Source organism: Nocardioides luteus (assembly GCF_015752315.1).
Lineage (GTDB): Bacteria > Actinomycetota > Actinomycetes > Propionibacteriales > Nocardioidaceae > Nocardioides.
This window is the reverse complement of the sequence record NZ_JADOVJ010000001.1, coordinates 248,300-274,125: the sequence shown is the minus strand read 5'-3', so window position 1 is coordinate 274,125 and position 25,826 is coordinate 248,300. Positions and strand designations below refer to the sequence as shown.

21 protein-coding genes are annotated in these 25,826 nt (G+C 69.3%); 6 read left to right on the top strand and 15 right to left on the bottom strand.

Going from position 1 to position 25,826, the window contains the following annotated elements; all coding sequences use genetic code 11:
• Positions 1-20: 20 nt before the first annotated feature.
• On the bottom strand, positions 21-476 hold the full coding sequence (locus tag HD557_RS01290; protein WP_231380134.1) for an HNH endonuclease: 456 nt from the start codon (positions 474-476) through the stop codon (positions 21-23).
• Positions 477-839: 363 nt separating this feature from the next.
• A complete protein-coding gene (locus tag HD557_RS01285; RefSeq protein ID WP_231380133.1) occupies positions 840-1,967 on the bottom strand; it encodes an LLM class flavin-dependent oxidoreductase in 1,128 nt (375 codons plus the stop codon).
• A 120-nt stretch (positions 1,968-2,087) separates the two neighbouring features.
• Between HD557_RS01285 and HD557_RS01280 the strand changes: the two genes are divergently transcribed.
• From HD557_RS01280 to HD557_RS01265, 4 genes are all read left to right on the top strand, one after another.
• Positions 2,088-3,620, top strand: a complete 1,533-nt coding sequence (locus HD557_RS01280; RefSeq protein WP_196872550.1) for a carboxyl transferase domain-containing protein — start codon at positions 2,088-2,090, stop codon at positions 3,618-3,620.
• A gap of 88 nt (positions 3,621-3,708) precedes the next feature.
• Positions 3,709-4,380 carry a TetR/AcrR family transcriptional regulator gene (locus HD557_RS01275; protein ID WP_196872549.1) on the top strand — a complete coding sequence of 224 codons (672 nt, stop codon included), beginning with the start codon at positions 3,709-3,711 and terminating at the stop codon, positions 4,378-4,380.
• Positions 4,381-4,436: 56 nt separating this feature from the next.
• Positions 4,437-5,384 carry an ABC transporter ATP-binding protein gene (locus HD557_RS01270; RefSeq protein ID WP_196872548.1) on the top strand — a complete coding sequence of 316 codons (948 nt, stop codon included), beginning with the start codon at positions 4,437-4,439 and terminating at the stop codon, positions 5,382-5,384.
• Entirely contained in the window at positions 5,381-7,039 is a 1,659-nt protein-coding gene (locus HD557_RS01265) for an ABC transporter permease (protein WP_196872547.1), read from the top strand. The genes HD557_RS01270 and HD557_RS01265 overlap by 4 nt, the downstream gene beginning before the upstream one ends.
• An 80-nt stretch (positions 7,040-7,119) precedes the next feature.
• Here the strand turns inward: HD557_RS01265 and HD557_RS01260 are convergent, their stop codons facing one another.
• The 4 genes from HD557_RS01260 to pdhA form a co-directional block, all read right to left on the bottom strand.
• Positions 7,120-8,703 carry a calcium-binding protein gene (locus HD557_RS01260; RefSeq protein WP_196872546.1) on the bottom strand — a complete coding sequence of 528 codons (1,584 nt, stop codon included), beginning with the start codon at positions 8,701-8,703 and terminating at the stop codon, positions 7,120-7,122.
• Positions 8,704-8,816: 113 nt separating this feature from the next.
• Positions 8,817-10,136 (bottom strand): dihydrolipoamide acetyltransferase family protein, encoded by a 1,320-nt coding sequence (locus HD557_RS01255; RefSeq protein ID WP_196872545.1) that lies wholly within the window; start codon positions 10,134-10,136, stop codon positions 8,817-8,819.
• Positions 10,130-11,113 (bottom strand): alpha-ketoacid dehydrogenase subunit beta, encoded by a 984-nt coding sequence (locus tag HD557_RS01250; protein WP_008354615.1) that lies wholly within the window; start codon positions 11,111-11,113, stop codon positions 10,130-10,132. Before HD557_RS01250 ends, HD557_RS01255 begins: the two co-directional genes overlap by 7 nt.
• Positions 11,110-12,246, bottom strand: coding sequence for a pyruvate dehydrogenase (acetyl-transferring) E1 component subunit alpha (pdhA, locus tag HD557_RS01245; protein WP_050800455.1), 1,137 nt, complete (start codon positions 12,244-12,246; stop codon positions 11,110-11,112). The genes HD557_RS01250 and pdhA overlap by 4 nt, the downstream gene beginning before the upstream one ends.
• A gap of 202 nt (positions 12,247-12,448) precedes the next feature.
• Between pdhA and HD557_RS01240 the strand changes: the two genes are divergently transcribed.
• A complete protein-coding gene (locus HD557_RS01240) occupies positions 12,449-13,543 on the top strand; it encodes a DUF2855 family protein (protein ID WP_008354619.1) in 1,095 nt (364 codons plus the stop codon).
• A 107-nt stretch (positions 13,544-13,650) separates the two neighbouring features.
• Positions 13,651-14,235 (top strand): hypothetical protein, encoded by a 585-nt coding sequence (locus tag HD557_RS01235; RefSeq protein ID WP_196872544.1) that lies wholly within the window; start codon positions 13,651-13,653, stop codon positions 14,233-14,235.
• A 14-nt stretch (positions 14,236-14,249) separates the two neighbouring features.
• Here HD557_RS01235 and HD557_RS01230 read toward each other — a convergent pair whose 3' ends face one another.
• Genes HD557_RS01230 through HD557_RS01190 form a run of 9 tightly spaced genes read right to left on the bottom strand, consistent with a single transcriptional unit; the run spans position 14,250 to position 25,176 of the window.
• A complete protein-coding gene (locus tag HD557_RS01230) occupies positions 14,250-15,215 on the bottom strand; it encodes a glutathione S-transferase family protein (RefSeq protein ID WP_196872543.1) in 966 nt (321 codons plus the stop codon).
• 36 nt (positions 15,216-15,251) lie between these two features.
• A complete protein-coding gene (locus tag HD557_RS01225; protein ID WP_196872542.1) occupies positions 15,252-15,713 on the bottom strand; it encodes a hypothetical protein in 462 nt (153 codons plus the stop codon).
• On the bottom strand, positions 15,710-16,321 hold the full coding sequence (locus HD557_RS01220) for a CDP-alcohol phosphatidyltransferase family protein (protein ID WP_196872541.1): 612 nt from the start codon (positions 16,319-16,321) through the stop codon (positions 15,710-15,712). Before HD557_RS01220 ends, HD557_RS01225 begins: the two co-directional genes overlap by 4 nt.
• Before the next feature lie 54 nt (positions 16,322-16,375).
• Positions 16,376-17,377: a zinc-binding metallopeptidase family protein gene (locus HD557_RS01215; protein ID WP_008354629.1), complete on the bottom strand. Its 1,002-nt coding sequence runs from the start codon at positions 17,375-17,377 to the stop codon at positions 16,376-16,378.
• Positions 17,378-17,384: 7 nt separating this feature from the next.
• Positions 17,385-17,867 (bottom strand): hypothetical protein, encoded by a 483-nt coding sequence (locus tag HD557_RS01210; protein ID WP_196872540.1) that lies wholly within the window; start codon positions 17,865-17,867, stop codon positions 17,385-17,387.
• Between the two features lie 16 nt (positions 17,868-17,883).
• A complete protein-coding gene (locus HD557_RS01205) occupies positions 17,884-18,783 on the bottom strand; it encodes a transglutaminase family protein (RefSeq protein ID WP_196872539.1) in 900 nt (299 codons plus the stop codon).
• A gap of 10 nt (positions 18,784-18,793) precedes the next feature.
• Positions 18,794-19,369 carry a hypothetical protein gene (locus HD557_RS01200; protein ID WP_008354635.1) on the bottom strand — a complete coding sequence of 192 codons (576 nt, stop codon included), beginning with the start codon at positions 19,367-19,369 and terminating at the stop codon, positions 18,794-18,796.
• Between the two features lie 15 nt (positions 19,370-19,384).
• Positions 19,385-21,853 (bottom strand): circularly permuted type 2 ATP-grasp protein, encoded by a 2,469-nt coding sequence (locus tag HD557_RS01195; protein WP_196872538.1) that lies wholly within the window; start codon positions 21,851-21,853, stop codon positions 19,385-19,387.
• Positions 21,850-25,176, bottom strand: coding sequence for a transglutaminase family protein (locus tag HD557_RS01190; protein ID WP_196872537.1), 3,327 nt, complete (start codon positions 25,174-25,176; stop codon positions 21,850-21,852). Before HD557_RS01190 ends, HD557_RS01195 begins: the two co-directional genes overlap by 4 nt.
• Between the last annotated feature and the right edge of the window lie 650 nt (positions 25,177-25,826).

Sequence of the window (25,826 nt, the reverse complement as noted above, 5' to 3'; positions counted from 1 at the left end):
CAGAAAACGGCACATCGTCGTCAGACGATGGCCGCGAGCTGCGCACGGGTCGGGATGTAGGGCTGGATCCGAAGAACCATGTGGGCCTCCTCGGGGGTGCGATTGCCCTTGCGGCCGTTGCACCTGCCGCATGCCGCCACGGTGTTCATCCACGTCCATCTCCCGCCGCGTGACTGTGGCAGCAGGTGGTCGATGGTGCGGGCATGGCCGCCACAATAGGCGCAACGATGCTGGTCGCGCTTGAGCACTCCCTCGCGGGAGTAGCCGGCCGGGCGGTACATCCAGTGCATGGCGATGTAGCGGACCAGCCGCACCGCCTTGGGCCATGGATGCGGCCCGATCATCTTGTCGCCCTGCTGCTCGTGAACCACCGCCACCTCACGGAACAGCATCCGCACGGCGTGCTTGAAAGAGACCCTCCCGAGCGGCTCGAAGGAGGCGTTATACAGGGTCACGGCGCCCATGGTCGTGGTCATACTCGGTTACCTCCCAGGAGAGTCGGATAGAGATCGCTTGCAGATCGGGTGGAAACGCTGGGCCGAAACAAAAAGGGCCGCCCCGACGAGACAGAGATGTCTCGCAGGAGCGGCCCGGAGTGATCCGGTGCAGCTATGCACCCAGGTCACTGTCGGCTCCCGCGGGCATGAGGGTCGCGCTCGTGCGCAGCGGTCAGCGACCAGGCCGCCGGGGCGGTGGTCGAGTGCTGCGTGCTCATGCGTGGGCCCTTCAAAGGTCAGGTGTGTTTTGCCCGGTGGTGACACCGGGTGATACCAGGATAGAGCGAACACCCTCCACCTACCAACGGTTTTCGCAGGTCAGGAGCGTGTCTTTCCGGTTAACTACGCCCGACGTACGCCGTTTGGGGCCGTTAGCGCGACCCGGCTCGCATCTCGGAGCCTCGGGATCAGCGCCTCGCCGACCCGGGCGACCTCGGTCCGGTAGGGCGTGTCCGAGAGGACGAAGTGGGTCACGCCGAGCTCCCGATAGCGAGCGAGCGCGGCGGCGACGTCGTCCGCGGAGCCGACGAGCCAGGTGGTGCCGGCGCCGCCACCGCCGTAGCGCCCCGGGGCGGTGTAGAGGCAGTCGTCGAGCACGTCACCGCGGTCGGCGAGGTCGAGGAGCCGGCTCTGCCCGACCGCCGACCGGCCCGCGCGCCGGAACTCGCGGTCACCGACGTTCTCGGCCATCCGGCGCACCTTCTCCTCGGCGTCGCGCCAGGCCTCCTCGCGGGTGTCGCGGATCAGCGTGGTGATCCTGAGCCCGAACTCGAGCGGCGCCAGGTCACGGCCCAGCGACTGCTCCAGCCCGCGCAGGCGCTCGACCCGCTCGGCGATGCCGTCCAGCGGCTCACCCCAGAAGAGCTGTACGTCCGCCTCGGTCGCGGCCACCGCCTCGGCCTCCGGGGAGGCGCCGCCGAAGTAGAGCCTCGGGTGCGGGCGGGCCATGGTGGCGTACGGGCGCGGGGTGATCGTCGAGCCCGCGACCTGGAAGTGGTCGCCCTCGAAGGCGACGTCCTCCTCGGTCCACAGCCGCCGCACCAACCGCATGAACTCCTTGGTCCGCGCGTAGCGGGCGGCACGGGAGTCCTCACGGTCGCCGTAGGCCGCGAGGTCGTCCTGCCCGGAGACGATGTTGACCCGCACCCGGCCGCGGCTGAGCTGGTCGAGGGTCGCGGCCGCGGTGGCGAAGTTGGCGGGTCGCCAGTAGCCCGGCCGGATCGCGATGAGCGGCTCGAAGGTCGTGGTCCGCGCGGCCAGGGCGGTCGCGACCGTGAAGGTGTCGGGCCTCCCCCAGCTGGTGCCGAGCAGGGCGCCGGCCCAGCCTGCTTCCTCGACCGCCTCGGCCAGACCGACCTGGTAGTCGAGGGTGCCGTAGCCCTCCTCCGCCGAGGCGGTGTCGCCGCGGTGGCCGGTCTCGACGAAGTTGGGGAGGTACCAGAGGAACTCGGGGGCGTGTGGGGCGGTCATTCCGGACTCCTTCATGAGATGTACTCATGAATGTTAATTGGCTTTGTCGACTATTGGCCCGATGTATCCATAGCTGGACAGAGGCTCAGCCAATGAGCCAACTCGGGGTATGGTCCCGATATGGGCCTGACCTCTGCCGAGCTGATCGATCTCGTCCTCGATGCCGGGACATGGACGTCCTGGGACACTCCGCCGACGTACGGCGATCTCCCCGAGGCGTACGCCGCCGACCTGGCTCGCGCGCGCGAGCGCGCGGGCACGGATGAGTCGGTGGTCACCGGCGAGGCCCGGATCGCCGGACGCCGGGTGGCCGTGGTGCTCTCCGAGTTCCGCTTCCTCGCCGGCTCGATCGGGCGCGCGTCGGCCGAGCGGCTGATCGCGGCCGTGGAGCGGGCCACCCGCGAGGGGCTGTCGCTGCTCGCCGGGCCGGCCTCGGGTGGCACCCGGATGCAGGAGGGCACGCCCGCGTTCGTGCAGATGGTGCGTATCGCCGAGGCGGTCACCCGCCACAAGGCAGCCGGTCTCCCCTACCTCGTCTACCTGCGCCACCCCACCACCGGCGGCGTGATGGCCTCCTGGGGATCGCTGGGCCACGTCACCGTCGCCGAGCCCGCCGCACTCCTCGGCTTCCTGGGGCCGAAGGTCTACGAGGTGCTCAACGGCCGCCCGTTCCCGGCCGGCGTCCAGGTCTCGGAGAACCTCTTCGCGCACGGCCTCGTCGACGGCGTCGTACCTCCCGACGAGCTCGCCGGGCTCGTCGACCGAGTGCTCACCATCCTCGACCTCCGGCCCGAGAAGTCAGCGGCGTCGGGCGAGACGTCGCTCGCGTCGGCCGAAAGGTCGCCGGGTGCCGCTTCGACCGACCGGAGTGACGCCTCGGCCGACGGGGGCGACTTCTCGGCGGTCGACACCTGGGACGCGATCATGCGGTCGCGGCGTACGGACCGACCGGGGGCACGGGCGCTGCTCCGGATCGCGGCTTCGGACGTCGTACCTCTCAACGGCACCGGGCAGGGCGAGCGCGATCCCGGTCTGATCATCGCGCTCGCGCGCTTCGGGTCGGCGCCGTGCCTGGTGCTGGCGCAGGACCGGCGCGAGCAGGCCCACCAGCCGCTCGGACCGGAGGGGCTGCGCGAGGCCCAGCGCGGGATGAAGCTCGCCGCCGGCCTCGGGCTCCCGGTCGTCACCGTCATCGACACCCCCGGCGCCGCTCTCTCCCCCGAGGCCGAGAACGGCGGCATCGCCGGCGAGATCGCGCGTACGTTGGGAGCGCTCGTCAACGTCGAGACCCCGACGCTCAGCCTGATGCTGGGCGAGGGCAACGGCGGCGGCGCGCTCGCCTTCCTCCCAGCCGATCGGGTGGTCGCGGCGCAGCACGCCTGGCTCTCCCCGCTCCCGCCCGAGGGCGCGAGCGCGATCGTGCACGGCGACTCCGACCACGCGGCCGAGATGGCCGAGGCTCAGCGGGTGCTGGCCGTCGACCTGCAGCAGATCGGGGTCGTCGACCGGATCGTCGCAGAGTCCCCCGACGCCGCCGACGAGCCGGAGACGTTCTGCCGCCGCGTCGGCGCCGTCCTGGAGGACGAGCTGCTCGCGCTGCTCGCCTCCGGCCCGGGCGAACCGACGGCCCGGGCAGCTCGCTACGCCGGCTGAGGCGCCGTAGGCGACTGAAAAACCCTGCGTCCACTGGAACGCAGGGTTTTCTCTTGCGCTCCGACTGAACACGTGTTTAGCATTGAACATGCGTTCAGCCCCTGCCGATCCGACCACCCGCGAGCGAATCCGCGACGCGGCGGTGCTGCGGTTCGCCCGTGACGGCTTCGGCGCCTCGGTCCGCTCGATCGCCACCGACGCCGGGGTCAGCCCCGCGCTGGTGATCCACCACTTCGGCTCCAAGGACGAGCTCCACGCCGAGTGCGACGAGGCGGTGCTGGCCGAGATCCGGGGGGCGAAGAACGAGACGATCGACGAGCTCGCCTCGGGCCAGAGCATCCTGCACCGGTTCGCCGCCGCGGACGAGTACGCACCGATGCTCGGCTACGTGCTGCGCTCGCTGCAGGACGGCGGGCCCGTCGGGCGCACCTTCATCGAGCAGATGATCGAGGACGCCGTCGGCTACACCAAGCACGGCATCGAGGCCGGCTTGGTCAAGCCCAGCCGGGACGAGGCGGCCCGTGCCCGCTACCTCGTCCTCTCCGCACTCGGCACGCTCATGCTGGAGATCACCCTCAACCCGCCCGAGGACCCGAGCGACATCAGCGGCCTGGTGCGCGGCTTCCTGGCCACCACCTACCTGCCGATGATCGAGCTCTACTCCGAGGGCTTCTTCACCACTCGCCGGATGCTCGACGAATACCTGCTCTACGTCCCGGACCCGCCGCAGGACGCCGCCACGGAGCCTGCGTCCGAATGACGCCCCGCCCCGTCGGCGTACGTCCTCCTACCCTCCCAACGCGGAAGCGAGTTTCCATGTCCGACAACATCCCCGCGGTCGAGATCGCGGGCCTGCACAAGTCCTTCGGCTCCTTCAAGGCCCTCGACGGCCTCGACCTGACCGTCCAGCACGGCCAGGTGGCCGGCGTCCTCGGCCCCAACGGCGCCGGCAAGTCCACCACCATCAAGATCCTGCTCGGCCTGCTCCGCGCCGACGCCGGCACCGCCCGCCTCTTCGGCGGCGACGTCTGGCGTGACGCGGTCGCGCTGCACAAGCGGATCTCGTACGTCCCCGGCGACGTCAACCTGTGGCCGAACCTCTCGGGCGGCGAGTGCATCGACTACCTCACCCGGCTCAAGCCGAGCGGCGACAAGGCCAAGCGCAAGGCACGGAAGGCCGAGCTGCTGGAGCGGTTCGACCTCGACCCGACCAAGAAGGCACGTACCTACTCCAAGGGCAACCGGCAGAAGGTCGCGCTGGTCGCCGCCTTCCTCGACGAGTCCGACCTCTACATCTTCGACGAGCCCACCTCGGGTCTCGACCCGCTGATGGAGGCCGTCTTCACCGAGTACGCCCGGGAGGCCAAGGCGGCGGGCTCTTCGGTCCTGCTCTCGAGCCACATCCTCAGCGAGGTCGAGAAGGTCTGCGACACCGTCACGATCATCCGTGCGGGGGTCGCCGTCGAGTCCGGCACGCTCGAGGAGCTGCGCCACCTGACCCGCTCCTCCGTCGTCGCCACCGTCGGCGGGGACGCTTCGACGCTGCGTACGATCTCGGGGGTCAACGACCTGGTCGTCACCCCCAACGGCGCCGGATCCCGGGTGGCCTTCGACGTCGACAACGCCTCGGTCGGCGACGTGCTCAAGACGCTCACCACGCTCGACGTCCACGGCCTGACCATCACGCCTCCCTCGCTGGAGGAGCTGTTCATGCGGCACTACGGTGACGTGATCTCCGAGACCGAGACCGAGGTCGCGAAATGAGCGCGGCAACTGCGGTCACAACCCCGAAGGCCGGGCTCCTGGACTCCTTCACCGGAACCGGGCACCTGATCGGCTTCATGCTCCGCCGCGACCGGGTCCGGATCGCGGTGTGGACCCTGGTCATCGCGATCCTCTACCTGGTCTCGCTGGCGCCCGGCGGCGAGTACGCGGTGCTGAACGACGACCCGGAGGCGCGAGCCGCACGCGCGCTGACCCTGAGCAGCCCCGCGATGATCGCGATGGGCGGTCCCGGCTACGGCCTCGACGACTACACGATGGGTGCAGCGGTCGCCAACGAGCTCATCCTCTGGATGGTCGTCGCGCTGGCCGTCATGACGATCCTGCAGGTCGTCCGCCACACCCGCTCCGAGGAGGAGTCGGGCCGCTCGGAGCTGATGCGCGCCGGCGTACTCGGTCGGCACGCGCCCTCCCTCGCGGTCATCGTCGAGGTCGCGCTGACCAACCTCATCGTCGCCGTCGCCGGCATGCTGGCCCTGGTCGCGATGGGGCTCGCCCCGGTCGACTCGGCCGTGATGTCCTTCGGGATCGCCCTGGCGGCGCTGGTCTACGGAGCCGTCGCGCTGGTGACCTCCCAGCTCTCGGAGAGCGGCGGCGGTGCGATGGGAATGGCCTTCGCCGTCGTCGGCGCCACCTATGTCGCACGCGTGGTCGGCGACATCCAGGAGCCCTTGGGCAGCCCGCTGTCCTGGCTCTCCCCCATCGCCTGGGTGCACCAGACCAGGGTGTTCGTCGACACCCGGATCTGGCCCCTGGGGATCGCCGCGGTCGTCGCGCTGGCCCTCCTCGCGGTCGCCGCCTTCCTCGGCTCCCACCGTGACTTCGGGGCCGGCATGGTGAAGGTACGCCGCGGGCGGGCCGACGCATCGCCGCTGCTCGACGGGCCGATCGCCCTGGCGTGGGTGCGGCAGCGTACCGGCCTGTTCTGGACCGCCGTCGGACTCGGACTGATGTGGTTCGCGACGGGCTCGATCCTGAGCGAGGTCCCCAACATGCTGAAGGCCGTCGGCGACAACCCGATCTACGCCGAGCTCGTCAAGGGCGGCGCGGAGGACATGATCAAGACCTTCGCCGCGTTCATCGGCGGCTACTCCGCCTTCGGCGCGGCCGCGTACGCGATCATCATGACCCTGCGGGTCAAGGCGGAGGAGGACGCCACCCGGGCGGCCCTGGTGCTGGCCAAGCCTCTCGGAAGGCTTCGCTGGCTGCTGTCGAACACCCTCGTCGCCGCACTCGGATCGCTGGTCGTGCTGGTCACCGGGATCTGGGCGATGGGTCTGGGTGCTGCTGCCACCGGCGTCGACGAGATCGGATTCGGGGACTTCACCGTGCTCGCCCTCACCTACGTCCCTGCGGTCCTGGTGATCGTCGCGTTGGCACTGGCCGTCTACGCCTGGGCGCCGCAAGCGGCCAGCGCGGTGTGCTGGGCGGTCTTCGGCTGGATGTTCCTGGTGCTCATCCTGGCCGACGTGCTCGACCTCCCCGACGGGGTCCGCGGCCTGTCCCCGTTCTGGTGGATCAAGAACACCATGATCGAGTCGCAGCCCCTCAGCCACACCCTCGGCCTCAGCGCCGTGGCGCTCGCTCTGCTCCTGATGGCGATGGTCGGCTTCCGCCGCCGCGACATCCACGGCTGAGGACCTGCCGAGAAGTCACGTACGCCGGTCGGGTGGGCACCGAGGTGCCCACTCGACCGGCGTTGCTGACGTCTCGGCGGTCAGGAACCGGTGACCTTGAAGGTCGCGCCCGGCAGCTCCTGCTCTGGATGCATCGAGCTCGGATACTTGTCGACCCACTCCTGGTAGAGGTGCGGACCGTAATAGTCCTCACCGACCAAGATGCGATCTTCCGCACTGACCTGCAGGTCATAGACGCCGCTCGGGGTTCCCTTCGGGACCGTCAGGCTCACCGTCCACTCACCGGAGTAGATGCTCCCAGCCGTACGCGACGCGACAGACCCACAGATCGCGTCGTCGTCCATCGTGCGGGCGATGCACATGCTCAGGGTTCTCAACCCGTTCATCTCGGTTACGCCGATCCGGTCCGTCACCGACAACACCGCCTTGATGGTCTTCGCGCCGGTGCGCACGTCGAGGGACGTCGCGCTCAGGCTCTTGAGCTTCACCACCGGCGGCGCGGTGTCCGGGTTGGTGCTGGTCACCTGCATCGATGCGGCCTTGGAGTCCGACATGCGATCCGCCGTATCGATCGCGGAGGCTTCCAACGTCAGTCTCCCCCCGGGCGTCCACCTGGGCACGGTGACGTATCCCTGCCACCAGCCGTCGCGCACGCCGCCCGAGACCATGGGAATGAAGTGAGTGTAGAGCTGGGTCGGGTTGTCGTCGGCGAGTCCGGAGACCCATCCCTGGACCCGGGCGACGCGAAGGTCGTCCTTCACGTGGATCCGCACCCGGACCTTCGTGTCGCCGGAGTCGGAGTTGACCGTCGTCGGGGACAGGGAAGCCTCGACGATCACCGGCGCGCTGGCGTCGCGGAAGCATCCGTAGAGGTAGTCGTAGATGTCGTAGTAGCAGGTGTTGGTGCCGGCGTTGCCGTGGACGTCGTCCAACCCGGACCCACCGGACAGCTTGTCGTTGCCGTCGCCACCGTTGAGGGTGTCGTCGCCGCTCTCGCCCCAGAGCCGGTCGTGGCCCGGGCCACCGTTGACGGTGTCCAGATGGTTGTTCCCGTGGAGCTGGTCGTCGCCGTAGCTTCCGGCGATCCGGTCGTTGCCATCGCCGCCGGAGATCGAGTCGTTGCCGTCGCCTCCGTTGACGGAGTCAGACCCTGCGCCTCCCGAGATGGCGTCTCCGCTCGTCCCGCCGTTGATGCTGTCGCCGGCAGCACCCCCGTAGATGCGATCGGCGCCTGCTCCGCCGGAGATCACGTCGAAGTGGTCGCCGCCGGAGATGACGTCATTGCCGTCCTCGCCCCAGATGTTGTCCTGCCCGGTGCCTCCGTTGAGGCTGTCCGCGCCGCCACCACCGTGGATCCAGTCCTCGCCGCTCCCGGCGAGCACCCGGTCGGCGCCGTAGCTGGCATAGATGTGATCGCCGCCCGAACCGGCATCGACCAGGTCGTCGCCGCCCTTGGCGTAGATGATGTCGCCGCCACCGCGACCGCAGATGACGTCCCGGCGCGATGTGCCCTTCAGGACATCACCGCCGGACGTACCGACGATCGTGCAGCGTACGCCGGTGGATGTTGTCGCCGCGCTCGCGGGGGTCGCCACGAGAACGGTCGCCGAGGCGGCCATCGCGACGATCCCGGCAAGCAGCGTGCGCCCCGTCAGGAGCACCATTCCTGCCTCCAGAAGATCCTCAGGCCCGCGTCAGCGCGGGCCTGAGGATCGTGCCAGATCCCATACCCCTCGAGGTAGCGAATTGGCGTTCTGTGGAGCGATTGTCGAACGGGTCAGAACAACAGGGCCGTGCTCGGGTCGCCGACGATCCTCGCCACGTCGGCGAGGAAGCGGGAGCCGGCCTCGCCGTCGATGTGGCGGTGGTCGAAGCTGAGCGCGAGGGTGCAGACGTCGCGCGGCTCGATGCGCTCGTCGTCACCCGTGCCGACGACCCAGGGCTGACGCTTGACCGCGCCGACGGAGAGGATCGCGGACTCGCCCGGGTTGATGATCGGGGCGCCACCGTCGATGCCGAACGGGCCGATGTTGGTGATCGTGAACGTCCCGCCGGTCTGGTCGGCCGGCGGGGTCTTCCCGGTGCGGGCGACGTCGGTGAGCTCGTTGATCGCTGCACCCAGCTCGACCAGGGACATCCGGTCGGCGCCCTTCACGTTCGGCACCTGGAGGCCTCGTGGGGTGGCCGCGGCGATGCCGAGGTTGACGTACTCCTTGAAGACGATCTCCTGCGCGGCCTCGTCCCACCAGGAGTTGATGATGGGCGTACGTCGCATCGCCAGGAGCGTCGCCTTGGCCACGATCAGCAGCGGGCTGACCCGAACTTCGGCGAAGTCGCGGTTGGTCTTGAGGCCGGCGACCAGCTCGGAGGTACGGGTCACGTCGATCGTCGTCCAGATGGTCACGTGCGGCAGCGTGAACGCCGAGTCGACCATCGCCTGGCCCATCTGCTTGCGCAGGCCTTTGATCGGCTCACGACGCTCACCGCCGACCGGTGCGGCCGGCTCACGCGACGATGCTGGAGCGTTCGTCAGCGCCTCCAGGTCGGCCGTGGTGATCACGCCGTCGTCGCGCTCCGGCGTCACGGTCGCCAGGTCCACGCCCAGGTCCCGTGCCAGCTTCCGGGCGGTCGGCTTGGCGAGCACACCCGTGCCCGCGGCGGCGGCCGGTGCGGAGACGGTGCGGTTGCGGCGTACGACCGCGTCTTCCTTGGAGCCGTAGCCGACCAGCGTGAGCGGCTTCTCGGCCTCAGGCTCTGGCGCTGACGTCTCAGGCGCCGGAGCTGACGCCTCGGCCGGCGGAGCCGACGCCTCGGCCGGCGGGGGCGACGCCTCGGCCGGCGGGGGCGACGCCTCGACGGAGTCGCCGATGCGGATGATCGGGGTGCCGACCTGGACCTCGGTGCCGACCTCGACGAGGAGCTCCTGGACCACCCCGGCATAGGGCGACGGCAGCTCGACGACCGACTTGGCGGTCTCGATGTCGCAGACGGGGTCGTTGACCTTGATGACGTCGCCGACGGCGACGTGCCACTCGACGATCTCGGCCTCGGTGAGACCCTCACCGACATCGGGCAGCTTGAACTCGGAGGTCACCACGCGAGACTCCTGTCGACGGCGTCGAGGACCCGGTCGAGGTCGGGGAGGAAGTACTCCTCCGCCCGCGCCGGCGGGTAGGGCGTGTCGAACCCACCCACGCGGAGCACCGGCGCCTCCAGGGAGTGGAAGCACTGCTCGGTGATCCGGGCGGCGAGCTCGGCGCCGAGGCCGAGGTTGACGTGGGCCTCGTGGACGACGACCGCACGCCCCGTACGCCGCACCGACTCGTAGACCGGAGCCATGTCGAGCGGCGAGAGCGTACGCAGGTCGATCACCTCGACCGACTTGCCCTCCCCCGCGGCCGCCTCGGCGGCGGTGAGCGCGGTCTTGACGGTGGGACCGTAGGCCAGCACGGTCACGTCGGAGCCCGACCGCGCCACCCGCGAGGCGAACAGGGGACCGGGCGTGGCGTCGACGTCGACCTCGGCCTTGGTCGAGTGGTAGAGCCGCTTCGGCTCCAAGAAGATGACCGGGTCGGGATGCGAGATCGCCTGCTGGATCATCCAGTAGGCGTCGACCGGGTCGGCGCAGGCCACGACCTTGAGTCCGGGCGTGTGCGCGAACTGAGCCTCCGGCGACTCGCTGTGGTGCTCCACGGCGCCGATACCGCCGCCGAACGGGATCCGGATGACCATCGGCATCGCGACCCGCCCGCCGCTCCGGTAGTGGAGCTTGGCCACCTGCGACACGATCTGGTCGTAGGCCGGGTAGACGAACCCGTCGAACTGGATCTCCACCACCGGCCGGTAGCCCCGCAGCGCGAGCCCGACCGCCGTGCCGACGATCCCCGACTCGGCCAGCGGGGTGTCGACGACGCGCGCCTCACCGAAGTCCTTCTGCAGCCCGTCGGTGATCCGGAAGACACCGCCGAGCCGACCGATGTCCTCACCCATCAGGACGACCTTGTCGTCGTCCTCCATCGCCCGGCGCAACCCCGCGTTGAGCGCCTTCGCCAGCGTCATCTTCGTCCCAGTCATCGCGAAGCCCCCTCGAGGTCGAAGGAGGAAAGGTACGCCGCGTAGCCGTCACGCTGCTCGCGCAGCTCGTCGGGCAGCTCGGTGTAGACGTTGTCGAAGAGGCGTACGGGATCGGGCTCGGGCAGGGCGTGGATGCCGGCGCGCAGCCGCTCGCCGAGCTCCTCGGCCTCGGCCTCCACCTTGGCGAAGAAGGAGCTCGAGGCACCGCCGCCGCGGCGGAGGTAGGCCTCCACCCGGGCGATCGGGTCCTTGAGCTTCCACGCCTCGACCTCGTCGGAGAGCCGGTAGCGGGTCGGGTCGTCGGTGGTGGTGTGGGCGCCCATCCGGTAGGTGTAGGCCTCGATCATCGTCGGCCCGCCACCCTCCCGGGCCCGCTTGAGCGCCGACTTCATCACCTCGTACGTCGCCAGCACGTCGTTGCCGTCGACCCGGATGCCCGGGAAGCCGAAGCCCTGGGCGCGCTTGTAGAGCGGCACCTTGACCATCTGCTCGACCGGTTCGGAGATGGCCCACTGGTTGTTCTGGCAGAAGAAGACGACCGGGGCGTTGTAGGAGGCGGCGAAGACCATCGCCTCGTTGACGTCGCCCTGGGAGGAGGCGCCGTCGCCGAAGTGGGCCACGACGGCCGTGTCGCGGGTCGGGTCGCCGGTGCCGACGAGGCCGTCCATCTGCACGCCCATCGCATAGCCGGTCGCGTGCAGCGTCTGGGCGCCGATCACGATCGTGTAGAGCCCGAAGTTGTGCTCGTCGGGGTCCCAGCCACCCTGGTCGGTGCCCCGGAAGAGCCCGAGCAGCTGCATCGGGTCGACGTCGCGGCACCAGGCCACGCCGTGCTCGCGGTAGGTCGGGAAGACGAAGTCCTGGGGCGCGAGCGCGCGGGCTGCGCCGATCTGCGCCGCCTCCTGGCCCAGCAGCTGTGCCCACAGGCCCAGCTCGCCGTGGCGCTGCAGCGCGGTGGCCTCGACGTCGAGGCGACGGGTCAGCACCATGTCGCGGTAGAAGCCGCGTACGGCCTCGTCCTCAGGTCGGTCGGGTGAGAACTCGAAGTCCGGGTGCGAGACCCGCTCTCCCTCGGGGTTCAGCAGCTGCACCATGTCGGTGTGGCTGGGACTGGGATCCAGAAATTCAGTCATCACGCTTCCTTCACACGGGGTGGGGTTGCCACCGCTGGCTACGCCGATCACGGGCTTGTGATCCGTGGCACATCGGCATAGGCAAACGGTACCCGCCCCAGGGAGAGAAGAGGCCGGAGCGAGATGAACATAGACAACTAAGCAAGCGCTTAGTAAGTTCTACGAGAAGCGATGTCGCCCCGGCCCAGGAGATGAGGAACCGATGACTCGATTTGCCCGAGTGGAGTCGCTCAAGAGCGACCTTGGAGTGGCTGACCTGGTGGACCTTCCGGCGCCGCAGCTCGCCGAGGGTGAGGTGCTGGCGCGGATCGAACGCATCGCTCTCACCACGAACAACATGACCTACGCGGTCTACGGCGACACCCTGGGCTACTGGAATCTCTTCCCCGCGGAGCAGGACGGATACGGCTGCATGCCGGCATGGGGGTTCGCGGAGATCATCGAGTCGAGAGCTGCCGACGTTCCCGTGGGGACGCGGGTCTTCGGCTACTTCCCCATCGCGACCCACCTGACGATGCGACCCACGAAGGTCACCGCCCGAAGCTTCGTCGACGGTGCCGCCCACCGCACCGGCACGCCCGACGTCTACAACCTCTACGAGCTCCAGCCTCGGGACACCGATCCCCGGCAGGACAGCCTCACGGCCATCTACCGCCCTCTGTTCATCACCTCCTACACCGCCGCGGACTACCTCCGCGACCGCGGCTTCTTCGACGCCGAGCAGTTCGTGATCTCGAGCGCCTCGAGCAAGACGGCGTACGGCGCCGCCTACTGCCTCGCCGACTCACCGGCACAGAGGATCGCGCTCACCTCGGCCCGCAACATCGAGTTCGTGGAGGGCCTCGGCCACTACACCGCGACACATGAGTACGCCGACCTGAAAGCCATCGACAGCACCAGACGGACCGTCTACGTCGACCTGTCGGGCGACGGTGACCTGCGCCGCCGGGTTCACGAGCACTTCGGTGACCGGCTCGCCTTCGACTGCCTCATCGGGTCGACCCGAGCCGACGGCTTTCCCGAGGACGACGACAGCCTCGTGGGACCGGCTCCGGTCTTCTTCTTCGCAGCCCTCCAGCTCGACGCCTACAAGGCCGAAGGCCAGTCGCGCGCGTTCATGCAGCGCTATCGACGCGACGAGCGGGACTTCCTCGAGCAGGTGGGAGGTACGGAGCAGCCATCGATCAAGCTGCTCGAGCACGCCGGCCTCGCGGACGCCCCGACGGTGATCGCCGGCTTCCACGACGGATCGACGGACCCCGCCGTGGGCCACATCTTCATCCCCGACGCGGACTGACCGCACGACCACGCCACTCGGCGACCGCTGCCGAGGGTCGGAATTTCTGTGGTCGCAACCGTGGGGCGTCGCTAGAGTCGCGCCTCCCACACCACCGGAGGCGCACCATGTCCGATCCGTACGGCTACAACCAGCCCATCGAACGGCCCAAGACGCTGACGTACGCGGTCTACGGGATGGGGCTCGGTGGCCTGCTGACCATCGTCTCGACGGCGTTCCTCTTCACCATGGACACCGCCGAGATGAAGTCGCTGATGGTTACGGAGATGGAGAAGCAGCCGACGTACGACCCCTCGGTCTTCGACGCGCGGGAGATGGTCGACGTGATCGTCCCCATCATCCAGATCGGCGGCGCGGTCTTCGGGGTGATCACGCTCGGGGTGTGGATCTGGATGGCGGTCATGAACGGAAGGGGCCGCAACTGGGCCCGGATCACCGCCACCGTCCTCGGCGCGCTCTCGCTGGCCACCAGCTTGTCGAGCGTGGGCAACCTCGCCGGCAACGCCGCGCTCGGCGGCGCGACCATGCCGATGTCGGCCGGCAACGTCGTGCTCGCCGTCCTCGACCCGCTGCTGGTGATCGCGATCCTGGTGCTGCTGTGGCTGCGGCCGTCCTCGGCGTACTTCAGCGCGGTCGGCGCCGCGAGGCAGCGCCAACGACAGGGGCAGCACCCCGGCTACTACACCGGCTGACGGGAATCCTTCGTTCAGCCGAGCGACTCGCGCCCGTGCGGCTCGTCCCAGCCGGAGAGATCGGGGCCGGCGGGGACGATCTGTGTCGGGTTCAGGTCGGTGTGGACGACGTAGTAGTGCTGCTTGATCTGGTCGAAGTCGAGCGTCTCGCCGATCCCAGGGGTCTGGTAGAGGTCGCGCGCGTAGGCCCACAACGCGGGGAACTCGACCAGCTTCTGCCGGTTGCACTTGAAGTGACCGTGGTAGACCGCGTCGAAGCGGGCCAGCGTCGTGAACAGCCGGATGTCGGACTCGGTGAGCTGGTCGCCGACCAGGTAGCGCTGCCCGGAGAGCCGCTCCTCGAGCCAGTCGAGAGCCGTGAAGAGCCGCTCGTACGCAGCGTCGTACGCCTCCTGGGAGCCGGCGAAGCCACACCGGTAGACCCCGTTGTTGACCTCGGTGAAGACCCGCTGGTCGACCTCGTCCATCTCCTCGCGCAGCGCGCGCGGCCACAGGTCGGGCGCGTCGTCGGCGAAGAAGTCGGTCCACTCGTGGAAGAAGTCGTGGGTGATCCACGGGAAGTCGTTGGTGACGACCTTGCCGGAGGCCTCCTCGACGATCGCCGGCACCGTGATGCCGCGCGGATAGTCGGGGTAGCGCTTGAAGTAGGCCTCCTGCAGCCGCTCGATACCGAGCACGGGGTCGACACCGCCGGGGTCGAGGTCGAAGGTCCACGACCGGGCGTCGTGCGTCGGGCCGGCGAGACCGAGGGAGATGACGTCCTGGAGCCCGAGCAGGTTGCGCACGATGATCGCCCGGTTGGCCCACGGGCACGCCGCGGCCGCGACCAGCCGGTAGCGCCCCGGCTCGACCGGCCACAACGGCACGTCGCTCGGCCCGAACTCCGGTGTCCGTGCATCCCGCGTGATCCGGTCCGGGATGTAGTTCATGTCCCGGTTGAACTCGGTGCCCGGTTGTACGTACGTCGCCTTCTCCTGCATGTGGTCACCCTACGTTGTGGTTGAAAAGTGAACGGCTCAAAGGAACCTCCAGGCAAGGCCGGCGGCCTCCAGGATCGCCCAGAAGCGCAGCGCACGCGAGACGAGCACCGTGAGCGTGAAGAGTGGCAGGTTGAACCGCAGCGCGCCGAAGAGCACCGCCATCACGGCGAGCGGCGGAAAGCCGGAGAGACCCGACGCGGCCAGGAGTGCGGTGGCCAGAGCCGGGCGACCCGACGTCCGGGCATACCAACGGTCGTAGGACTCCTGCCACTTGGGCGACTCGAGCTTCTTCCTGATCCAGGGGATCCTGGTGGACCCACGACCGGCGTAGTACCAGATCACCTTGCCGCCGGTCTGGCCGAGCCCGGCGACGAGCCCGAGCAGCGCCGGCCACCAGTCGGATTTCTGGGCGACGACGGAGAGGTACGCCTCGGCGTTCATCACCGGGATGAGCGCCGAGCCGAGACAGAAGAGGAGCGTGCCGATCAGAAGTCTCATCGAGGCACAGGCAGGCCGATCCTGAGAAGCCGTCCCAGCGAGACGCACTTCATGACCAGCAGTGCCGTGGCGATCGCCAGCCCCACCCACATCCAGCCGGTGACGAGCAGCAGGATCGCGAACAGCCCCGAGTTGACCGCCTTGCCCGGATGGGACCAGTTCCACCGCCACAGCGTCCGGTCGATGACGTAGAAGTAGTTCGGGCTCTTGATCGGCCAGGCCAGGTAGGAGATCGACAGGAAGCAGTCGATCACCATGAACTCCGCCAGGTAGACGAAGATCGCCGGCGACAGGTCCGGCTGCAGGAACGCCAGCCCGACGTAGAACGCCGCCGCGCAGAGACGGTCGGAGAAGATGTCGAGAACCCCACCGATCCGGGTCTCCTCGTCGCGCCACCGGGCGACCGCCCCGTCGAGGCTGTCCCCGACCCAGTAGACGACCAGTGCGATGACGAGGAGCTTCAGGCTCCCCTGGTAGGCCGCGCTCGCCGCCAGCACCACCGCCGCGGCGGTGCGTACGAAGGTGATCACCGTCGCAGACGTCCACAGCCGTTCCGACTCGGGGCGGGCACGCTCCTTGGCGCCTGGCACGACGGCGGTTTGGGTCATGGTTCGGAGCATAGAGTGCCGATGGACGCCGCCCCGGCGGAATCGCCCCGCAGGTCAGCCCGCGTCGCGTACCAGGGAGGCGACGAAGTCGAGCTTGTCCAGGACCGCGGGCGGGATGACGAAGGGGTAGAGGTCGTCGTGGCCCATGGACCGGTTGATCACGTTCAGGGCGGCCGAGAGCGGCACCCAGATGTCGGTGACGACCTGCCGGAACGGCATGTCGGCGGGCACCGGGTCGGCGAGGCCGTACGCCGCCGCGGACCCGAGCGTGTCACGGATGTGCAGGTAGTGGGCCCAGGTCTCGGCGAAGTCCTCGAAGGGGTGCATGGTGGCGTAGGTGGAGATGTAGTTCTCCGTCCAGCCGTCGGGCGGTCCTTCGGAGTAGTGGCGCTGCAGCGACTCCTCGTAGGAGACCGACTCGTCACCGAAGACCTCGGTGCACCGCTGCATCAGCTCCGGCCCGCGGACCAGCTGCCACTCGTAGTAGTGGCCGACCTCGTGCCGGAAGTGGCCCAGCAGGGTGCGGTAGGGCTCGTCGAGCGTCGCCCGGACGTGCTCGCGATAGGCGTCGTCGGACTCGGCCAGATCGATCGTGATCACGCCGCTGTCGTGTCCGATGACCACGTCGGCGGTGGACGCGATGCCGTCGCTGGCGAGCAGGTCGAAGGCGAGCCCGTCGACTGGGTCCTCGGCCTTGGTGCGGACCTCCAGCCCGAGCGTGTCCAGCTCGACCACGAGGTGACGTTTGGCCTGCTCGGCGAGGGAGTACTGCTGCTGGACGAACTCGGGTGCGGCGTCGTTGGGCCGGGTCCGGGTCAGCTCGCAGGAGAAGCAGATCCCACCTTCGAGCCGGGCCAGCCAGGTGCACCCCGTCTCGAGCGTGTTGGCGCAGACCCACCAGACGTAGCCGTCGCTGTCGACGTACCTGCCCTCGGGTGAGACCGGGACGATCTCGCGCTCCTCGCGGGAGTAGGCGAGCCGGGTGCCGCACGAGACGCACGCCGAGTTCTCGAAGTAGAGACGGTTGCCGCACTCCCGACAGGTGAACGCTTCCATGTCTTCATCATCGGCCGTCCGAGGCCGTCCCCCAGCTCCCGACGCGCCACTCGCCGTCCTCCCGGACGAGGACGACGACCATCGACTCGTCTGGAACGGGACCGTCCTCGGCGGTGTAGGAGACCCTGACGGTGACTTGGGCGCCACCACCCTCTATCTCGGGTTCGCCGAAGACCATCGACCGGGTCACCGTGCGCGGGTTGGGGTCGGCGTAGGTGCGCTTCCCCTCCGCGGCGTCGATCATCGCCCGCGCACCACCTCCGTCGAGGAGCTCGTCCCCGTCATCGGAGGCGAGCTCGTAGAGGGTGGTCACCGAGGTGGTCTCCATGAACTCGCGGGTGACCTCGGCCGGGGTCGAGCCGCGTGCCAGCAGCCAGAGCGTGAGCGCGGTGACAGCCGCGACCACCACCAGCACTCCGGAGATACGTACTCCTCGACGCCAGCGGCTGCCGCGGGTCACGATGCTCGCCCGCCGCGGAGGCTGTCCCACGAGCAACACCGTAACTTCACTCCTGCTGGTCGGGGGCCACATCGACCGAGACGGTCAGGGTCGATGTGGTGGCTTCGGTGTAGATGACCCCCTTCACAGGAGGCACATCGGCATAGTCGCGACCCCAGGCGACGCTCACGTAGCGATCGTCGGCCCTGGTGTCGTTCGTCGGGTCGAGGGCGAGCCACTGGCCCGTCCCCGCGCCGCTGAGGTGCGGGACCCACACCTCCACCCAGGCATGGGAGGCGTCGGCTCCGACGAGCCGCGGCTTCCCCGGCGGAGGGGTGGTGGCGAGGTAGCCGGAAACATAGCGGGCCGCGAGCCCGTGCGCTCGAAAACAGGCCAACATCAGGTGGGCGAAATCCTGACAGACGCCACCCTGGGCCTCGAAGATCTCCGGGATCGTCGAGGTGACCGTCGTGGCGGTGTCGTCGTAGTCGAAGCCGGCGTGGATCCGGTGCATCAGATCCTCTGCCGCCTCCACGATCCCGCGCCCCTCCGTCAGGGAGACGGCCCCGAAGTCGTACGCCTCCCGGGTGTGCTCCACGAGCGGCGACGCCACCGCCAGGTCTGCCGCCCGCCAGGCGCCGGGGAGGTTCGGGTCGACCAGCGGCCGCGCCCGCTCCCACGGCTGGTCGAAGCTCGTCTCGTCATAGACCGGGGCGGTGACCTCGACCTCGGAGGCCGCCGTGATCTCGAGCAGCTGATGCGGCTCGAGGACCTGGAAGTACGTCACCGTGTTGCCGTAGAAGTCGATGTCGGTCGACTGGTCCGCGGGCGCGGGCGCGATCCGCACCTCGGCCTTCTCGACATGCTGGTGAGGCAGTTCTCGCGGGGTCACGTTGGCGATCCCGAACGAGTTCGTCACGTCCTCGTCGTAGGAGTAGGTCGTCGTGTGGCTGACCCGGTATCTCACCCGCGGGATGCTATCCCGATCCAACCGCCACGTCGCCGGGGTCGACGAAGCCTCGTCCTTCGAACTCGCCATCCTCGTCGATCCACCGCACACGAAGCGCCCCGCTCTCCGAGACCTCGACGATTCGACCCCGATGTCCACGAGTCGGCGGCCCAGATGCGCTGCCAAACACCGCCAGCCTCCAGGAATTGTTGGACGGGTCCCAGTCCTTGTCCCCGAGCACCGGCCCCAGCCAAATGACCGGGGCACCGACGACGTACGGCGACGGTTCCGGATCGTCCACGATTCCGTGGGTGATCCCCTGCCAGCCAGGACTTTCGCGGACAGCCCGGACGAGGTCGTCGAACTCCGCATCTGAGACCACCCGAAGACTTTTCAGCTCGTAGACCGCATCAGGGCTGTACCAACCGTCCTTGTCGAGCCACGAGACGAACGTCCAGCCGTCTGGCAGGTCATCCATGACAACCCCAGGCAGCGCCAGCGGACCACCTTCGACAGGAGGTCGTTTCCCCACCCAGACGACACGTCGACCGCGCGGCGGATCGGGCGAGATCTTCTCGTGCTCGCGATCAGACGTACTGTCCATGCCACCAACCTATGCTCAAGTGAGCGATTGCGCCGGGAGGGCGTTGAGGGGCTGCGGGGCGGGGCCGGTGGCGAAGTGGACGTCGGTGATGGCGTCGGCGAGGCGGACGAGCTGGGCGTGGACCTGGTCGAGGAAGGACTCCAGGTTGGGGCGGCCGACGCCGCCGATGGCGACGAGGCCGGCGACCTCGGTGCGGTCGAGCATGTCGGTGATGTCGTCGAGGAGCCGCTCGGGGCGGGACGAGCCGGTCGAGCCGGGGAGCTTGGTGAGGTGGATCCGCAGCTCGTCGAGGCAGAAGGCCAGCGAGCGGGGGTTGTCGCGGTCCATGATCAGCAGGTCGAGGACTCCCCCGGTGCGTACGTAACCGCGGTAGCGGCGGCGGTGGGTGACGGCGGACTCGGCCGAGGCGAGCACCGCGTTGAGCACCGCGCGGTCGACCTCGAGGCCGCGGCGTACGGTCGTGGTGGCGCGCAGGAGCTGGCAGATCTGCATCGCGCGCTCGAGGAATCGGCCGAGCCGGATCGAGTGGTAGCCCTCGTCGCGGATCATGCTCGCCACGATCCCCTGCATCGCCAGGATGCCGTGCAGCATCTCGGCGCCCGACTCGGCGATCTGCAGGGAGTGCGGGTTGACCCGGAGCTCCTCGGCCGCACGGTCGGTGGAGGAGAAGATCCGCCACATGTCGGGGCTGAGCTGGTCGCGTACGCCGCTGAAGGCCTGCCGCATCCCGGCCAGCGACTGCGCCGCCGACCCCGGCCGGTCGGCGTCGAGCAGCATCGAGCGGAACTCGGCGTCGATGTCGGCATCGGCCCGGCCGTGCCCGGCCAGCCGGTCGAGCGCGCTCAGCATGACCTCGAGGCTGATGCCGCCGGACGTACGCGGCCTGGTCCTGAAGTCCTCGGCCAGCACGTGCGTGGCCAGGATGAGCCGGATGAGGTCCTCGGCGCGCTCGGCGTAGCGACCCGACCAGAACATGTCCTCGAGCGCTCGCGGGACGAGCACCGTGACCGAGCGGGTGTGGGTCATCGGGAGCACGTCGGCCAGGCCCTGGTCGGCGTCCTGCGGCGACTCCTTGAGCACCCAGACGTCCTTGCTGCACGGCGGCAGCCCGGTCTCGTCGGCCCGGACCGAGGCCAGGCCGCCGACCAGCGGGCGGTAGGCCGAGCCGTATCTCAAGGAGAACGTACGCAGCGTCAGCGGCCGGCCGACCGCGCCGTGTCCCTCGGCCCAGGTCGGGGCCTGGGAGAGGGTGATCTGCTCCTGGCCGACGTAGCGGTAGGGGTCGGCGGCGATCTTTGCGCGCAGCTCCTCGGGGGTCCCGGTGACGATGGCGCCCTCGAGCGTCCGCACGACCAGGGTCTCGGCGTCCAGCCGCCGCTCGACCTCCGCACGCTGGGCCTGGTCGCCGCACCACCAGGTGCCGATCGAGCCGAGCCGCAGCGGCTCCCCGAGCAGCGCCTCGCTGGCAGCGGGAAGGTAGGGAACGAGCCCGGGGTTCTCGAGCACGCCGGCGCCGAACCCGTTGACGACGCGCACGTTGCCGCGGCGTACGGCCTCGATCAGGCCGGCGACGCCGAGCTGGCTGTCGCCGCGGAGCTCGAGCGGGTCCGACCAGGTCGCGTCGACCCGGCGCAGGATCACGTCGACCCGCTCCAGCCGGTCGCCGTGGCCACGCATGAGGACCTCGCCGTTGCGTACGGTCAGGTCGGCACCCTGGACCAGCGGGAAGCCGAGCGTCGAGGCGAGGAATGCCTGGTCGTAGGCGGTCTCCGAGTGGGTTCCCGGGGAGAGGACGACGACCCGGGGGTCGGCCTGGTCGCCGGGCGCGGACTCGAGGAGGGCCGAGCGGAGGGCGGCGAAGTAGGGCTCCATGCGGTGCAGCCCGGCGTCGCGGTGGAGCTCGGGGAGCACCCGGCTGATCACCCGCCGGTTCTCCATCGCGTAGCCGATCCCGGAGGGGGCCTGGGTGCGGTCGGCGAGCACCCGCCACTCGCCGTCGGGGGTGCGGCCGAGGTCGGTGGCGGCCAGGACGAGCGGGCGCGGGTCGTGGTTGCTGGCGCGGGCGGCGACGCGGTGGAATCCCTGGTGACCGAAGACCACCGCCGCCGGGACGATCCCGTCCGCGAGGAGGCGCTGCGGGCCGTAGAGGTCGACCAGGATCGCGTTGAGCAGCTCGGCGCGCTGGGCGAGGCCGACCTCCAGGACGCGCCACTGCGCGGGGTCGATGACGAGCGGCACCGGGTCGAGCCGCCAGGGCTCGGGCTTCGCGCCGGGGCGCAGGTAGGTCACCCCGTCGTCGGCGAGGAAGCGCTCGACGTCGTGGCCGATCCGGCTCAGCGTGGCCGGCGTGATGGACACAGCCGTCTCCGCCATCGGCTTCCACGCGGGGCGCAGGGTGCCGTCGGGCCCGACGACCTCGTCGTAGGGCTGATCGGTCGCGTCGAGGAGGCCGAGGGCGTCGGCGTACCCGCGGAGGACGGTCACCGCACCGCCCGTCGCAGATCCAGGGTGTGCGGGTTGTCCGGCGTCGTCGCGCGGGCCGCGCGCTCGCGCATCTCCGCGACGTCCAGGCGGCCGGAGGTGTGACCGCGCGCCTCGAACCTGCTCGCGCGCCGCGCCTCGGCCTCGTTGGCGTTCACAGGCGGGTGGTCGTAGTTGCGGCCGCCCGGGTGCACGACGTGGTAGGTCGCGCCGCCGATGCTGGTCTCGGAGGCGATGTCGACGACGTCGAAGTGGAGCGGGGCCTGGACGTCGATGCTCGGGTGCAGGCTGGACCACGGGCTCCAGGCCTTGAACCGGACACCCGCATAGTGGGTGTCCGGGACGGAGGTGGGGGTGAGCGGCACCGGAACACCCTGACACGTCACCAGGTGCCGGTCGAGGTCGATCCCTCTCGCCGAGATCTGGACCCGCTCGACCGACGAGTCGACGTAGCGGGCCGTCCCCGACCCGGTCGCCTCCTCACCGAGCACGTTCCACGGCTCGATCGCCTGGCGCAGCTCCAGCTCGATCTCTCCCACGCGCGCGAACCCGATCCGTGGAAAACGGAACTCCGCGTACGCCCCCAGCCACTGCGACTCGAACGGGATCCCGTGGCGGCGCAGGTCCGCGACGACCTCCTCGATGTCGCGTAGGCAGCCCTGCGGGAGCAGGAAGTCCTCGTGGAGGGCACTTCCGTGGCGGATGAGGGGCGCCTCGTACGGCTCCTCCCAGAACCACGCGACCAGGCTCCTGACCAGGAGCGACTGGAGGAGGGCCATCTGCGGGTGGGGCGGCATCTCGAAGCCGCGGAGCTCGAGGAGGCCGAGGCGGCCCCTCGACGAGTCCGGGGAGTAGAGCTTGTCGATGCAGAACTCGGCGCGGTGGGTGTTGCCGGTCAGGTCGGTGAGCAGGTGGCGCAGCGCGCGGTCGATCATCCACGGGCGGGGTTCGGGCTGCTCGCGGGTGATCCGGGCGACCTCCTGGAGCGCGATCTCCATCTCGTAGACCGCCTCCGGCCGGCCCTCGTCGAACCTCGGCGCCTGGCTCGTGGGCCCGATGAACCTGCCGGAGAAGAGGTAGGAGAGGGAGGGATGGCGCTGCCAGTAGCGGATCAGGCTGGCCAGCAGGTCGGGTCGGCGAAGCAGGGGGCTGCGCTCGGGGCTCCGTCCGCCCAGGGTGAGATGGTTGCCGCCGCCGGTGCCGGTGTGGAGTCCGTCGAGATCGAACTTCTCGGTGGAGAGCCGGGCCTGCCGCGCCTGCTCGTAGAGCGTCGTGATCAGCTCGCGCTGCTCGGCCCAGGTCCCGGTCGGCTGGACGTTGACCTCGATCACCCCAGGGTCCGGAGTCACCGTCAGCCGGGCCAGGCGCGCGTCGGGCGGCGGGCCGTAGCCCTCGAGCACGACCTGCGTGCCCTGCTCGGTGACGGCCCGCTCGATCACCCGGAGCAGGGCCGCGTAGTCGTCGAGGCGGTCGGTCGGCGGCAGGAAGACGTGGACCAGCCCGTCACGCTCCTCGATCGCCAGCGCGGTGGTCGGCGCCTCGTCGGGGTCGGTGACGGTCACCTGCGGGATCTCCGGGTCCAGCGGCTCCTCAGCGGCCAGGTAGGACGGCTCACCCTGGAACTCGGGGTCGTGCCAGGAGATCGAGTCCAGCGGCAGTCGCAGCCCGACCGCCGAGGTGCCCGGCGCCAGCACCAGCCGCCCCCGCCGGAACCGCCACTGCGGGCTCGTCCACTCCCCGTCGTTGGTGTTGATCGGGATCACCCACCCGACCGGCTCGGTGACCTCCTTGTCGAGCTCCGTGACGTTGAGGTCGCCCCGGTTGGCCGCGTCGTCCGGCTTCGGCCCGTCGGGCTGACGTACCTCCTGGGCGATCTTCGCCAGCGGATCCTCGTACGCCGCGAACACCTGCTCCTCCGGGAGCCCGAGGATCCTGGCGATGGCGTCGGCCACAGCACTCGCCGAATCCGCAGTTGTGGCGGCCGAATCTGCACTTGTGGGCGACGAAACTCGACTTTCGTCGCCCATTTCGACCGACTCGGCCTCCGCTTCTACCGACTCGGCGGGGGCCCAGGGGTCGGCGAAGAGGGTGGGGTCGGACCACAGCGGCTCGCCGTCCGTACGCCACTGCAGGTCGATGTTCCAGCGCGGGAGGGGTTCGCCGGGGTACCACTTGCCCTGACCGCGGTGGACGATGCCGCCATGGCCGTAGACCTGACGCAGGCGTTCGGCCAGGTCGGCCGCGAGCTCTCGCTTGTGGGGCCCGTCGGCGTCGGTGTTCCACTGCGCGGAGGTCTGGTCGTCGAGAGAGACGAAGGTCGGCTCGCCGCCCATCGTCAGCTCGACGCCTTCGGCCTGAAGCCGGCGGTCGACCGCCTCGCCGAGGGCGTCGATGCGGGCCCACTCCTGGTCGGTGTAGGGCAGCGTCACCCGGGGGTCCTCGTGGATCCGGGTGACCTCGTTGGCGAAGGAGAAGGTGACCTCGACCGGGTCGGTGGCGCCCTCGATCGGGGCCGCGGAGGACGGGTGCGGGGTCGCCGAGAGGGGGATGTGTCCCTCCCCCGCGAACAGGGCCGAGGTCGGGTCGAGGCCGATCCAGCCGGCGCCCGGGACGAACACCTCGCACCACGCGTGCAGGTCGGTGAAGTCCTCGGTCGGGCCGGACGGGCCGTCGAGCGACTCCTGGTCGGCGGCCAGCTGCACCAGATAGCCGGAGACGAAGCGGGCCGCGAGACCGTACTGACGCAGCAGAGACACCAGCAACCACGCCGAGTCGCGGCACGACCCGATGCCGATCCGGAGGGTCTCGTCGGGAGTCTGTACGCCCGGCTCCATCCGCACCGAGTAGGCGATGTCGGCGTTGACCGCCCGGTTGAGGCCGGCCAGGAAGTCGACCGTGCGGACGCCGTCCTCGGGCAGAGCCGGGAGACGCCGTCGCCAGGCATCGGCCTCCACCGCCGACTCCACGTCGCGGAGGTAAGGAGCCAGGTCCGCCTTCAGCTCCGGTTCGTAGTCGAACGGGAAGCTCTCGGCGTACTCCTCCACGAAGAAGTCGAACGGGTTGATCACCACCATGTCGGCGACCAGCCCGACCGTGATCTCGAGCTTGTCGGTCTTCTCCGGGAAGACCAGCCGCGCCAGCCAGTTGCCGAACGGGTCCTGCTGCCAGTTGATGAAGTGCGCCGAGGGCGTCACCGAGAGGGAGTAGGCATCGATCGGGGTCCGGGTGTGCGGCGCCGGGCGCAGGCGTACGACGTGCGGGCTGACCCGGACCGGCTGCGCGAACTCGTAGGTGGTCCGATGCTCGAGCGCAACCTTGATCGACATGGGGCAAGCCTGACCGATCCAGGTTGCACGGCGGTAACGAACCGCCGGGTTCGCACCGGCCGTCCGGACGTGAGCTCGACAGCCTCACCGATCGACGACGTGTATTAACGGCCTATCCGGCCTCGAAGTCGGTTACCACGACGACGATCCAACGGGCCCGGAATCCCCGCGTTGGTAAACGCATTTCATCCCGACTAAACACCAGGTGCTGCTTCTACGAATCATCCGATTACCCCATGGGGTGTCCGGTAATGGGGCCGCCCAATCGGTGTCGAGAACCGATATCGCGAGGAGTTATCTCCCGGGCCGCCAGGCCCTGTAACGGCACGGCCGCCGGACGATGAGCCTCAGACGAACCGGCGGTTTCACCTGGGACGATCCTGGAAGGCCCCGCTTGTAAGGGGAACCTGACTTTCACCCTTGTCGAAAGCGGTCGGATGAGTTTACGCCACGAAATCGGCCGAAGGAATAGGAATCAATAAGTTCAAGAAAGTTCTTGACTTTATGCTTCAATTCGCTTCAGGATGCATCCGTCACGACATCACAGCAAACAAAGGAGATTTCGTGAATTCTCGGACTCGAATCGCCGCTGTCGCCGCTGGATTCGCACTGGCCACGGCCGCCGCACCAGCTGTGGCGAGCCCCGTTCC